Origin of the sequence: Pseudoalteromonas umbrosa (assembly GCF_030125375.1) — a bacterium.
Classification (GTDB): Bacteria; Pseudomonadota; Gammaproteobacteria; order Enterobacterales; family Alteromonadaceae; genus Pseudoalteromonas; species Pseudoalteromonas umbrosa.
In genome coordinates this window covers 19636-32059 of record NZ_JASJUU010000025.1, presented here as the reverse complement: position 1 = coordinate 32059, position 12424 = coordinate 19636, and the positions used below count along the sequence as shown (strand labels likewise).

The following is a 12424-nucleotide window of genomic DNA, read 5'->3' as shown; positions in this document are numbered from 1 at the left end:
CGTTCGCTGTCGCTAACCTTTTGCACGATAGCGCCGATGATAGTGTGTGGGGCGGACGGCGAGTCTTTCCCATGTGAAAGTAGGACATTCTACTGCGTAGCGCACCAAAAGCGCCAAATAAAAGAAAGCCCGATTCGAAAGAGTCGGGCTTTTTTGCGTTTAAGTCCCTTAGCAGTGGTTAAAACGGCTCATTTCACCTTGCGCAAAAAGAGCGTACTCACTGCGTTCGCTGTCGCTAATTTTGAACGACAGGATAAGATAAAACGGTTATCGGCTTTGACAAAAGTTACTGTCTATTAAGCTCGTATACTTGGCCATGTTATGTAATACAATATGTTGTAGTGTCTACCCTATGAGAATTATGGAGTAGTTTTTGAAGGTCGAAAGTCGGCACTTTTACAAGAAGATATGTAACTTTAGTTATAACCAGAGTTTTTTACATCTTAAAACTTTATTTATTGAAGGCTACAAGTATCTAGTCACTTTCTATATTCTATATATGGTTTTTATAGGTTGATCCGGCTGTTTTTAATTTTTATTTTTGTGGTGCTTTATTTTTTTATACTACATGATGAAAATGTCACTAGGTCTATTTATATAAACAAGTAAATAAATGGGTTTTATGAAAGCTTAAAAGGAAAAATATCAAAATTATAAATTATGATATAGCTTACGTGACATAACAGGTCGCTGATAGCTTCTTCAAAGCTTGTAAGTGAAAGGTACTAGAGCATGTCCAAGTATTTATACAACTTTAACTTAATAAAGCCTGTATCTAATAGCTCATCGAAAAAGCTGTCTATGCTTTTAAATCTGATGTTTTAATCTTAGTTTTTTAAATTCTGTTCTTTTTAATATAAATAAAACAAGATGTGAGTTTTGAACTTTTTATTATTTTCTTCTTCTAAATAAACTTAGTATTCAAATGTTGGCTTTAATCGGTTTTATGTTTTTATTAGGATCTGGTTTTAACTCTGTAAGGGGTTTAAATTATATTTACTAGATAAGTTTGAGAATCCCAGCACTTGAGGGCGGTGTCAATTATCATTAACTGCCTAAAGATTTTATTGTTACCATCATGGCTTCAGATGTAAGTTTATATCCTAGCTTTACTACTAGTGATTAAGAAAAATTGTTAGTTACACTGTTGGGTTCATAAAGTAATGTTCTCTTAAGGTTGCTTTCTCGCTCTAAATAGTTTTCGTGATTCAGACAAGTATTAGTGGTTTAGCATTGCGATTTAATTTTAACTGTATATACTCACAGTAAATGCACTGTATGGAAAACCAGTTATATGCGACCTTTAACAAAACGACAAGAACAAGTATTCGAACTGATCAAAGTTTTTATCAAAGACACAGGTATGCCACCGACTCGTGCGGAAATTGCCGAGTCTCTTGGTTTTCGCAGTGCCAATGCGGCAGAAGAGCATTTGAAAGCGCTTGCTAAAAAAGGGGTCATCGAAATGGTACCTGGCGCCAGTCGTGGTATTCGTTTGGTCGAAGCGGATGAGCCAGAGCAACTTGGTTTGCCTCTGGTAGGCCGAGTAGCTGCTGGTGAGCCTATTTTGGCGCAAGAGCACATAGAGAATCATTGCCAAGTAGATCCAGGTATGTTCCAGCCATCTGCTGATTACCTACTTCGTGTTAATGGCATGAGCATGAAAAATATCGGTATAATGGATGGTGACTTGCTTGCTGTTCATAGAACACAAGTTGCCAATAACGGGCAAGTTGTTGTTGCTCGTGTTGAGGAAGACGTCACCGTTAAGCGTTTTGAAAAAGTCGGCAAAAAAGTATTCTTACATGCTGAGAATGAAGACTTCTCTCCGATTGAAGTTGACCTAGAGCAAGAAGTTTTCAATATTGAAGGTCTCGCTGTCGGTGTGATCCGCGGTAACCTGTAACGTTTTTTTGATTGCCTGATAAGCTGAGGTCTTATATTTCAGCTTATCCCACCAAAACTATTTTTATAAATTAACAGACCCCTTTTAAGCTATACTTCCATATCATATACTTACGTTACATAAATATAACATCAGCTTTGGAATACGTGCTTGTTAAGCAAAAATAAAAATTATTTTGCACTAAATCCATGATTCGCAGTCTGAGCTATTCGTCTTAATTTAAGAACTTAAATTTATTTGTATTCACAGGTTACATTTGATTTCAAAAGAGATCAGAGGCTTGCTTGTGATTGTGTTAAAACCACTGGAAATGAATTGAATATGGAGCAGCTTATGACTTGGTTTAAAGTAGTATTGATTGTCGCTTTGGTATGTATGTTATCCGCCTGTGCTTCGAGCTCAAATAATACGCGTTCAGGTTTTTTACCCAATTATGATGTATTACTCCCCTCTGATGACTACGAAGACACCAACTTATTCGTCGATAACACATTCAATAGAGAAGTGTTAAGTAAAATCGAAGTGCTCTATATTCCTCAGTTTGAAGTGTGGATTAACGCTTCTGAATCAGAGTTTTTAAACATTAACCCTCAGCATGTTGCTAAGCTAAGTCATTACATGCAGTCGCAAATGCAAATCAAACTGAGTCCTTACTATAAAGTTGTAACGACAAAACCCGAAGGTGCAGATGACACTGTACTGACAATTGAAGGCGCTTTTACTGATGTGCAATTTGAACCCATTTCATTACAAGTAAGAGACTTTGTACCTATTAGATTAGTGTATAACGCGGGCAAAACTGCGTATTTAGCCGCGACAGAGCAAACCGAGGCTTTAACACATGTGTCACTGGAGTCAGCGTTCTATTTAGGGAGCCGGAAGGCACCAGTGGTAATGATGACTGCACATAAAGAATTGGATTCGGTACTGAAGGCTGATGGTACTGAGAATGTTGAAACGGTTAAGGCCGTACTTGATGTTTGGATAGATAATTTTGTTACTGCGATGACTCAACATCGTAATGTTCAGTAAAACTAAAGGAGCTTTTATGAAGATAATAAAAGGCAAGCAGCTAGGTGTTATGGCAATATTTTGCTTGGCATTAATTGGTTGTTCAGAGCAAAAATCAGAGCAAGAGCAATCAGAGCAGCTTCGTCCAGTGAGGACATTATTGCTGTCTTCACAAGTCGATGGTCCTTTGGTGGAATTCCCTGCGGTGGTTGATGCTGCATCTTCTGCGGATCTATCATTTAAAGTACCAGGTGAAGTTACCGAGTTGTTAGTAAAGCAGGGGCAAGAAATTCAGCTTGGTGATGTTATTGCTAAGTTAGATGCAACAGAATACAAACTTTCTTTAGATGAAGCGCAGGCTAATTATAATAAAGCACAGGCTGACTTTAGGCGTGCTAAACAACTTATTAAATCCGGTACGATTTCGCAATCTGATTATGACCAACTACAGTCCCACTTTACTAGTGCAAAAAGTAAATTGGCGAATGCAAAAAACAACTTGTCTTACACAAGCTTAAAAGCATCATTTTCGGGTGTTGTGGCACGCACTTACATAGAGCGTTTTGAAGAGGTGCAAGCCAAGCAAGTTGTTGCAACACTGCAAGATATCAAGCATGTAACGCTTAAGGTCAATGTGCCCGAGAGCTTAATGATTAAAGTCTCAAAAGATGCGCCTAAACACATTATTGCAGAGTTTTCAGGGATCCCTGATAAAACCTTTCCATTAGACTTTGTTGAAGTGAGCACACAAGCTGATGAGGTAACAAAAGCCTATGAGGTTACTCTCAGCATGACGCGCCCTGAGGGTTACAACATCTTACCGGGCATGACAGCAAAGGTGCTTGCCAAAGGCGCTGATGTGAATAAAAGTGGTCTCTACTTACCAATAAAAACTGTGCTCAAAGATGCATCCGGTAATTTTGTATGGACAGTGGAGTCTGCTGGGGCAGGTAAAGGAAAAATTGAGAAAAACCCTGTTGTGATTGGTGAGGTTTCTACCCTAGGTTTCCCAGTTATCAGTGGAGTATCTGAAGGCGCTTATGTTGTTACTGCTGGTATGAGTAAAGTGAGCGCAGGCCAACTTGTAAAATTTAACAAGGAGGTCCAGTGAATATAACCAGACTTGCATTAGAAAATAATCGGACAACTTGGGTACTGATAGCTGCATTGCTATTTTTTGGGATCATCTCGTTTAATAAAATGCCAAAAGATTACGATCCTGGTTTTATTATTAGAACGGCGCAAGTGGTTACTTACTTCCCCGGAGCTAGCCCACAGCGAGTAGAAGAGCTTGTCACCGACCAAATAGAGAAGGTTGTACAGCAGATCCCAGAATTAGATTTTGTCAGTAGCACCTCCAAAACAGGCGTATCTATCGTTAGCGTTAATATCAAGGAAAGCTATAAGAATATGCGCCCTATCTGGGATAACCTACGGCGTAAGATCCAGAGTATTGAAAAAGACTTACCCAGTGATGCGCAAACTCCTATTGTAAACGATGAATTTGGGGATGTGTTCGGTATTGTTATTGGGCTTACCGCAGAAGGGTATACCTATCGCGAATTGGAAGATGTCGCTGAACAGGTGAGGGACACCTTGTTACGATTACCCGAGGCAGCAAAGGTAGAAATTTATGGTAACCAAGAGCAGCGTGTATTTATTGAATTTGAAAACGCGCGGCTTGGTGCCCTTGGCATTTCACCTAACCAGCTGAAAGAGCAGCTTGCCTCACGTAATATTGTTAACCCTGGTGGTTCTATTTATATCAATGATGAAACTCTCGCACTTGAGCCGAGCGGCAATTTTGAGTCAGTAGAAGATATTGCCAATACCATCATTAATGTACCGGGTAGCGAACAGGTATTGCTACTGTCTGATATTGCCGTTGTTTATCGTGATTATGTAGACCCCGCAAAGTCTAAGGTACGAGTGGGCTTAGATGAAGGTTTAACGATCGCCATTTCTATGCGACAAGGCGGTAATAATATTGCTTTGGGCGAGCAAGTACTAGAAACCCTGAATTACTTAGAAAGTGTTTATCCCATTGGCGTTGAATTTAAGTTGCTTTCTTTCTTACCTAAAGAAGTCGAACAAAAGGTCAGTGACTTTGTCTCCAATCTTTTGCAAGCGGTATTGGTTGTTACCTTAGTGATGTTATTTACTTTGGGGCTAAGAACAGGCCTTATTGTTGCCAGCCTTATTCCAATGAGTATGGTCTTTGGTATTTTGGTAATGTCATTTTTCCATATTAGTATTGATCAAATTTCACTAGCTGCACTCATTATCGCGCTTGGGATGTTGGTCGATAATGGTATCGTGATGTCTGAAAACATCATGGTACAAATGGAGCGCGGCAAGGCTTCGATAGATGCTGCGGTTGACTCGGCAGATGAATTAAAAGTGCCTTTGTTAGTGTCGTCGTTGACCACTGGGGCTGCGTTTTTACCCATTTTTTTAGCTGAATCATCGACAGGTGAGTATACGGCTTCATTGTTCAAGGTTGTGACCATTACTTTGTTATGTTCATGGTTGCTGGCCATGACTATGATCCCTATGTTATGTGTGTACTTTACACGTGTGAAATCACAAGCTGCTGATTACAACACGGGTGTGTATTTAACTTATAAAAACCTTTTAACCACCATGATCCGCCACCGCTGGACCACGTTGATGGCATGTGTGGCTGCATTTTTTATTGCGCTGCAAGGCATGCAGTTAATTCCGAAACTATTTTTCCCACCTTCAGATCGTGACTATTTTAAAGTTGAGTTAGAGCTGCCAATCGGTACTCGGTTAGAAACAACCGAAGCTTTGGTAAAAGACATGGAAGCTTATATTCAAAATGAGCTATTGGTATCAACCGAGCGTCTTGAGGGGGTTACGCAGTGGGTCAGTTATGTTGGTAATGGTGGTCCCAGATTCTTATTAACTCATACGCCAGAGCCAACGAGTTCAAACTATGCGTTGATGATTGTCAGTACCACTTCGTATCAACTGATTGATGATTTGATGCTAGATATTGAGCAGTATGCTTTAAGTCGACACCCTGACTTATTGATTAAGCAGCGAAAGATTGAAAATGGTGCACCGATAGCTAACCCGGTAGAGATCCGGCTTTCTGGTGATGATCAAGATACCTTGATGGCGATTGTCGACCAGTTGAAGGCGAAAATGGCGGAGACTCCGGGGCTTAAAGCAATCAGTGATGATTGGGGTTTGCCAAGTAAAAAGGTACAGATCAAAATTAATCAAACACGTGCTCGACGTGTGGGTGTATCGAGCAAAGATATCGCAAGTTCATTACAAACAGGCTTTAGTGGCTTGGAGCTTACACAATACCGCGAAGGAAATGAGTTAATACCTGTTACCTTGCGCTCTGTAGCCGCTGACAGAGATGATATTGGCAAATTGGAAGCCATGATGGTTTATTCACAAGCTACGGGTGCATCGGTTCCTTTAAAACAGGTTGCAGATATTGAAGTGGTTTGGGAAAGTGCTCAGATCTTACGACGTGACCGTTTAAAAACTGTTGCAGTGGGTGCGCAGCTTGATGGCATTACGGCGAACGAAGGATTTGCAGCATTAGTGCCTTGGTTGGAAGAGCAAAAGCAAAACTGGCCATTTGGGTACTCATATGAATTGGGTGGTGAGGCAGAGTCTTCTGGTAAAGCTAATCAGTCTATTGCAGATAAAATGCCTATAGCGGTATTTATTATCGTTATCTTGCTGATAGGTCAATTTAACTCGATCCGTAAGTCAATTATTGTGCTGACTACAATTCCATTGGGATTTATTGGCGTGATCTTGGGTCTACTAGTAGGGCAGTCATTTTTTGGCTTCATGACTTTACTTGGCATTATTTCTTTGGCAGGTATTGTTATAAACAATGCAATTGTATTGTTAGAGCGGATTAAAATTGAGCTTGAGAATACACCGAATAATCCTGTGGAGGGGATTATCTCAGCCGCACAGCAACGTATGCGACCGATTTTATTAACGACTGCAACGACCGTGTTTGGTCTTATCCCATTGTATTTGGGTGGAGGAGAAATGTGGGAGCCGATGGCACTTGGGATCATGGGCGGTTTGCTGTTTTCTACCTTACTAACACTTGGTATTGTGCCTGTACTCTATGCGTTATTTTATAGAATAAAGGTACAAAACTAATGGTGATATGGCGTTCACTCGGTATAAAAGGTGAACGCCGGTAAAAGCCTGTTAATGAATGTAACCCTTAAGTTTTCGTTCAGCGTAGTGAGCAGAATATGAACACATAGGCTAACCAGAGGAGCAAATAATGAAACTTTTCAAATATGCCGTTGTGGCACTTTTAATGCCGATGATGGCTAGTGCTGGAGAGGCAAAAGTAACATGGCTAGACTTTAAAGAGTATAGAGATGTGTTTCCTGCAAAAGAGACTCGTGGCGGATATCACAAGCGTATCGCAAAGCAGTTTGATGCGCATTTGAATAAGCTAGCCTCAGACATGCCAGAAGGCTATACGTTAGCGATGACTTTTGAAGACATTGATTTAGCAGGTGATGTTAGATTTAACATGAATGATATTCGCATCATTAAACCTATTTATTTTCCACGTTTAAAAATTAGTTATAGCGTGACCGACAAATCAGGTAACGTAATGGTGGAAGCGAAATCTAAAGTTTTAAAAGACATGAGCTTTATGGATAGAATCAAGTTTGGTAGAGACACCGAGTTTTATTATGACAAGCGGTTATTAAGCGATTGGTTTGAAGATGAGGTTACGCCGGTGTTTGGCACCGCGAATAAATAAAAAGAGCGCTGAGGCGCTCTTTTTATTTGAATGTCGCTAATAGTTGCAACAACTGTTGTAACTTAAATACAGTCTTTTTCAGTTGCTCTTCATCTAATTGTTCTGATTTACTTAATGCATCTACATCTGCTGCAACATCAAGCACATAGGGCTTAAATCGCTTTGCTTCAAAGCCAAACCCTGCTTCTTTAGTGAACAGTGATGCGAATTTACCATGCCCTTGCTGCTGTAGTTCATCTAATTTTTTATCTGCATCAAGTGCTTGACGATAAACAACTTTTAAATTTTCGTTGAGTTTTTCGATGATTGCTTGCATGTTTTTCCTAAAGTCTTAAGTAAATCGGCCGATATTTTACTCGGATCCATCAAACTTGTCAGGTGAATACCTATGAATATTTCCGGAAGTAACCTTCCTGCTATGTCTGGCGCTGGTCCAGGTGGCGAAGTATACAGTGCTTCTCTGGCTAAAAAGCAACAGCAGGCAGATGGACGAGCAGCCCTAGCGTTAATTGAATCAGCAGGGAGTTCTGCGGCAGCGCAAACTCCAGCTAAGTCAGTGACGGCAACCTTGGGCAACAACATAAATGTATATGCTTAATATACGTTGATGTTCGCATTTTAATTTAAATGCAAATCAATCGGCGTCTTACTTTGTTTGCCGCCGATTTCTCTCACCAGCTTGGGTACCAAAAAGCCTGGTAATATCTCTAGCATTTGAGCAACCAATTCAATCGCTTCAGACTCACTCATATCAAAGTGACTGGCTCCTTCAACTTTATCAAGTAGATGCAGGTAATAAGGCAGAATATCACTGTCAAACAAAGCTTCGCTTAGCGCAGAAAGTGTTTGAGCACAATCATTGATACCTTTGAGTAATACCGCTTGGTTTAATAGCGTGACACCGGCCTGTTTAAGTTTACTCATCGCTGCCTTGAAATCATCGTCTATTTCATTTGGGTGATTAATATGATTAACCAAAATGGCTTTGAGACGGCTGTTTGCCAGTCGATCGCACAGTGCATCGGTCACTCTTGCAGGAATAACCACGGGTAAACGACTGTGTATCCTAATACGTTTTATCTGAGGCAATGCTTCTAATTCATCTAATAGCCAACAGATCATGTTATCTTTGGCCATCAGTGGATCGCCACCGCTTAAAATCACTTCATTAATTTCTGGGTGCTCAACCAAGTACTCAAATATCGGTGCAAGCGCACGTTTGTTGACTTGGTTATCCTGATAGGGGAAGTGACGTCTAAAGCAATATCTGCAGTTTACTGCACACCCTGTTTTAAGCATTAGCAGCACCCGAGACTGGTATTTATGTAGCAAGCCTGGCACAGGTGCGTCTTGCTCTTCGAGCGGGTCTTTGTTAAATCCAGAGGCGGCGATAAACTCTTGATGCAGTGGCATTACTTGCAATAACAGCGGGTCATTGGGATCACCGTAGCGCATTTTGGCAATAAAGGGTCTTGGCACACGTACAGGGAAAAGCCGCTTAGCAGCGAGGTCTTTTGCACTGAAATGAGACTCCAAGCCCAACATTTTGAGTAGTGTATCTGGGCAAGTAACGACATTCGCCAATTCTTTTTGCCAGTTAGTATGCAAATTTACTTCATTTATTTGTATCATTAGCAGGTTTATTACTCGAAATACGATGATTAGAGGATACGATGGCGAATTATAGCACCAACGAGTTCAAGGGCGGCCTAAAAATTATGATTGATGGCGAGCCTTGTACGATCCTAGAAAACGAAATGGTTAAACCAGGTAAAGGCCAAGCTTTCAACCGCGTTAAGATCCGTAAGTTGATCTCAGGAAAAGTATTAGAAAAAACGTTTAAATCAGGCGACTCTGTGGAAGGCGCAGACGTGATGGAAACAGATCTTGCTTATCTCTATACAGATGGCGAATTCTGGCACTTCATGAACAACGACACATTTGAACAGATCGCAGCTGACGAAAAAGCTTTAGGTGACAATGTAAAGTGGTTAGTTGAAAACGACGTTTGTACAATCACACTGTGGAACGGTAACCCAATTGCAGTAACACCACCAAACTTTGTTGAACTAGAGATCACAGATACAGATCCTGGCCTAAAAGGTGATACAGCGGGTACTGGTGGTAAGCCAGCGACACTAACAACCGGTGCGGTTGTACGTGTACCACTGTTTGTACAAATTGGTGAAGTGATCAAAGTTGATACGCGTACTGGCGAATATGTGAGCCGCGTTAAGTAATTATTTACTTAATCACTTTGACGTAAGAAAATCTCGGCTTCGGTCGAGATTTTTTTTGTCGTTATAAATATTATCTGAGGTAACCCATGAATGAGGTGAAGTGGGCGCCGAGTGCGCAAATTGAAACCCTTAAACAGCGTGCTGCAGTGCTGGCAAGTATCCGTTCATTTTTTGCGGAGCGTGATGTCTATGAAGTGGAAACGCCAAGTTTAAGTCAGGCGTCAGTGACGGATGTTCATTTGGCGACATTCTCAACGCAGTTTGTTGGGCCGAGTTATGCTCAAGGTTTGCCTCTGTATTTACAGACCTCCCCCGAGTTTGCGATGAAACGCTTACTTGCAGCGGGTAGCGGTGCGATTTATCAAATTAGCAAAGCGTTTCGAAACGAAGAGTCAGGCCGTCATCATAACCCAGAATTTACCATGCTCGAGTGGTACCGCCCAGGGTTTGATGAGCATTTATTGATGGATGAAATTGATGCGCTTATGCAGTGCATTTTATCTTGTGATAAAGCACAAAGAATAAGTTACCAAGCGGCATTTCAGCAATATTTGTCCATCGATCCGTTAACGATAGAGTTGGAATCATTGAAAGCAGTCTGTGCAGAGTATGGCTATAAAGACATTGCTGACGAAGAAACCACAATTGACCCTTTGTTACAGCTGCTGTTTTGCATGGAAATTGAACCTCAGATTGGACAAGATATTCCTTGTTTTGTGTACCACTTTCCTGCATCACAAGCTGCACTGGCTAAATTAAATGAACAAGATAAGCGAGTAGCGGGGCGTTTTGAGCTTTACTACAAAGGGATGGAACTGGCTAACGGCTTCAATGAACTGACTGATGCTGAGGAGCAGAGTAAGCGCTTTGATGAAGATAACTTGCAGCGCCAGCAAATGAATTTGCCTACCGTAGATAAAGATATGCGTTTTTTAGCCGCACTAGATCAAGGCTTGCCGAATTGTGCAGGGGTTGCTTTGGGCATTGACCGCTTGGTGATGCTGGCCACAGACAAGCGCGAGATAAAGGAAGTTATTGCCTTTGATATTGAACGTGCCTAAAGTACGGTGGATACAAAAAAGCTCAGCATTTGCTGAGCTTTTTTATTAAATAAATCGCTGCAACTCTTTTTGTGTGGTGGCTGTAAGCTGGTGAGCATGTTGACAGTCACTGAGTGCAGTATCTAATTGCTCTTTTGCAGTTTGGCCTAATTCGACAATTTGCTGCACAGCTTGGTGGGTGTGGTTTTGTGTTTCTTCCAGCTGATGTACGGCACTGACAATTTCTTCTAGCTGTGACTGGTTGCGCTCAAAGTCCTCGCTCATATCAGCAAAACCTTGAGAAGTCTCGCTAATGGCTTTTTCTGCACCGCTCGAATGAGAGATCAGTTGTTCTGACTCCTGATGTGTTTCACTGACAAGGTGATCCATTTGGTTGATAAAGTCACTGATCTGCCTTGTGGCATCATTCACTTTAACCGATAAGTTTCTCACCTCATCTGCTACGACCGCAAATCCGCGACCGGCTTCACCGGCACGGGCTGCTTCAATTGCAGCATTCAACGCAAGTAAGTTCGTCTGATCAGAAAACTCTTCAACCATTTTGAGAATATTACGGATATTATCGCTATTCTCTTTGAGTCCAGCGACAGTCGTAGAGAAGTTCCCGAGTAATGTCGTGATCTGCTGCACTTCACTAACCAGCGTCAATAAAGACTGAGACGAGCCTCTAACAAAGTGCAAGCTCTCAGTGTTGGCTTGATAAACTTGGTCGGTATTACTCACAATACTTTGTAGGCTGTGTGTTACCTGATCGCTGGCTGCGATAATGGTGTCGCCTTGATTAATTTGCTGTGCACCCACGGATACTGTGTTGGTCATAGAGTAGGTTACTTGCTGATTGCTCGCCGTGGCGGCTTCAGCGCTTTTATAGGTATTCCCTAGTAGATTGCCTAGGTGAGTAGTAAAGGTATTGTATTGCGCACTGAGATCTCTAAATTCATCATAAGTAAATTGAGGAAGCTGCGCTGATAAATTTCCATCTTGGCGATTTATTTGTTCTAACCTGTCTCGCATAGCTTGCACCGGACGTACGATCAAAAAGCGCATGTAAAAGAAGGTGAATATGAAAGCGGCGACAGAGGCGAATGCGAGTAGCCAAAAACCACCAAATTTGCTACCAGAGTCACTCAAATATGAATAGAGCCAGCCTAATGTGAGTAGTTGAAATACAAATAGAAACCCAAGGTTACCGAAAATTTTTCGGGTTAATGTATAAAACAAAGACTCTTCAATTAAATTATATATCCGCATGTACAAACTCGTCATAGGCTATCACTCGCCAATTGGGTAAATACTGACTCAATCTATAGTTTGGGCCAGAAATTTACGATCAGTCTTATTAAAATATACCATTTAGTGGAATTATTTAAGCTTGTAAGCGCTGGTTTCCCAGCTAAACGCTATTTTTTGTAAA

The 12424-nt window shown here is 41.2% G+C and carries 11 protein-coding genes; 8 read left to right on the top strand and 3 right to left on the bottom strand.

The features are described 5' to 3' along the window. Nucleotides 1-1294 precede the first annotated feature (1294 nt). From lexA to QNM16_RS26380, 5 genes are all read left to right on the top strand, one after another. Entirely contained in the window at nt 1295-1906 is a 612-nt protein-coding gene (gene lexA, locus QNM16_RS26400) for a transcriptional repressor LexA (protein ID WP_039608086.1), read from the top strand. 333 nt (nt 1907-2239) lie between these two features. Next, on the top strand, nt 2240-2938 hold the full coding sequence (locus tag QNM16_RS26395; RefSeq protein ID WP_284023165.1) for a DUF3313 family protein: 699 nt from the start codon (nt 2240-2242) through the stop codon (nt 2936-2938). A 16-nt stretch (nt 2939-2954) separates the two neighbouring features. Further along, nucleotides 2955-4028 carry an efflux RND transporter periplasmic adaptor subunit gene (locus QNM16_RS26390; RefSeq protein ID WP_284023164.1) on the top strand — a complete coding sequence of 358 codons (1074 nt, stop codon included), beginning with the start codon at nt 2955-2957 and terminating at the stop codon, nt 4026-4028. Continuing rightward, nucleotides 4025-7084: an efflux RND transporter permease subunit gene (locus tag QNM16_RS26385; protein ID WP_284023163.1), complete on the top strand. Its 3060-nt coding sequence runs from the start codon at nt 4025-4027 to the stop codon at nt 7082-7084. Before QNM16_RS26390 ends, QNM16_RS26385 begins: the two co-directional genes overlap by 4 nt. 130 nt (nt 7085-7214) lie before the next feature. Next, nucleotides 7215-7709 (top strand): DUF3016 domain-containing protein, encoded by a 495-nt coding sequence (locus QNM16_RS26380; protein WP_284023162.1) that lies wholly within the window; start codon nt 7215-7217, stop codon nt 7707-7709. A gap of 22 nt (nt 7710-7731) precedes the next feature. On the opposite strand, the gene QNM16_RS26375 is transcribed toward QNM16_RS26380, so the two are convergent. After that, nucleotides 7732-8025: a prephenate dehydrogenase gene (locus QNM16_RS26375; RefSeq protein WP_284023161.1), complete on the bottom strand. Its 294-nt coding sequence runs from the start codon at nt 8023-8025 to the stop codon at nt 7732-7734. 72 nt (nt 8026-8097) lie between these two features. Between QNM16_RS26375 and QNM16_RS26370 the strand changes: the two genes are divergently transcribed. Further along, complete coding sequence (locus QNM16_RS26370) at nt 8098-8307, top strand: hypothetical protein (RefSeq protein WP_046356942.1); 210 nt, start codon at nt 8098-8100, stop codon at nt 8305-8307. Between the two features lie 20 nt (nt 8308-8327). Here the strand turns inward: QNM16_RS26370 and epmB are convergent, their stop codons facing one another. Beyond that, complete coding sequence (epmB, locus tag QNM16_RS26365) at nt 8328-9341, bottom strand: EF-P beta-lysylation protein EpmB (protein ID WP_284023160.1); 1014 nt, start codon at nt 9339-9341, stop codon at nt 8328-8330. 41 nt (nt 9342-9382) lie between these two features. Here epmB and efp point away from each other — a divergent pair, with 41 nt between their 5' ends. Next, a complete protein-coding gene (efp, locus tag QNM16_RS26360) occupies nt 9383-9949 on the top strand; it encodes an elongation factor P (protein ID WP_039608093.1) in 567 nt (188 codons plus the stop codon). An 86-nt stretch (nt 9950-10035) separates the two neighbouring features. Next, nucleotides 10036-11010 carry an elongation factor P--(R)-beta-lysine ligase gene (gene epmA / locus QNM16_RS26355; protein WP_284023159.1) on the top strand — a complete coding sequence of 325 codons (975 nt, stop codon included), beginning with the start codon at nt 10036-10038 and terminating at the stop codon, nt 11008-11010. 45 nt (nt 11011-11055) lie between these two features. Here the strand turns inward: epmA and QNM16_RS26350 are convergent, their stop codons facing one another. After that, complete coding sequence (locus QNM16_RS26350) at nt 11056-12261, bottom strand: methyl-accepting chemotaxis protein (RefSeq protein ID WP_284023158.1); 1206 nt, start codon at nt 12259-12261, stop codon at nt 11056-11058. Nucleotides 12262-12424 lie beyond the last annotated feature (163 nt).

Coding starts and splice junctions, on each gene's coding strand:
- lexA (WP_039608086.1), top strand. CDS start 1,295: ATGCGACCTTTAACAAAACGACAAGAACAAGTATTCGAACTGATCAAA.
- QNM16_RS26395 (WP_284023165.1), top strand. CDS start 2,240: ATGACTTGGTTTAAAGTAGTATTGATTGTCGCTTTGGTATGTATGTTA.
- QNM16_RS26390 (WP_284023164.1), top strand. CDS start 2,955: ATGAAGATAATAAAAGGCAAGCAGCTAGGTGTTATGGCAATATTTTGC.
- QNM16_RS26380 (WP_284023162.1), top strand. CDS start 7,215: ATGAAACTTTTCAAATATGCCGTTGTGGCACTTTTAATGCCGATGATG.
- QNM16_RS26375 (WP_284023161.1), bottom strand. CDS start 8,025: ATGCAAGCAATCATCGAAAAACTCAACGAAAATTTAAAAGTTGTTTAT.
- QNM16_RS26370 (WP_046356942.1), top strand. CDS start 8,098: ATGAATATTTCCGGAAGTAACCTTCCTGCTATGTCTGGCGCTGGTCCA.
- epmB (WP_284023160.1), bottom strand. CDS start 9,341: ATGATACAAATAAATGAAGTAAATTTGCATACTAACTGGCAAAAAGAA.
- efp (WP_039608093.1), top strand. CDS start 9,383: ATGGCGAATTATAGCACCAACGAGTTCAAGGGCGGCCTAAAAATTATG.
- epmA (WP_284023159.1), top strand. CDS start 10,036: ATGAATGAGGTGAAGTGGGCGCCGAGTGCGCAAATTGAAACCCTTAAA.
- QNM16_RS26350 (WP_284023158.1), bottom strand. CDS start 12,261: ATGCGGATATATAATTTAATTGAAGAGTCTTTGTTTTATACATTAACC.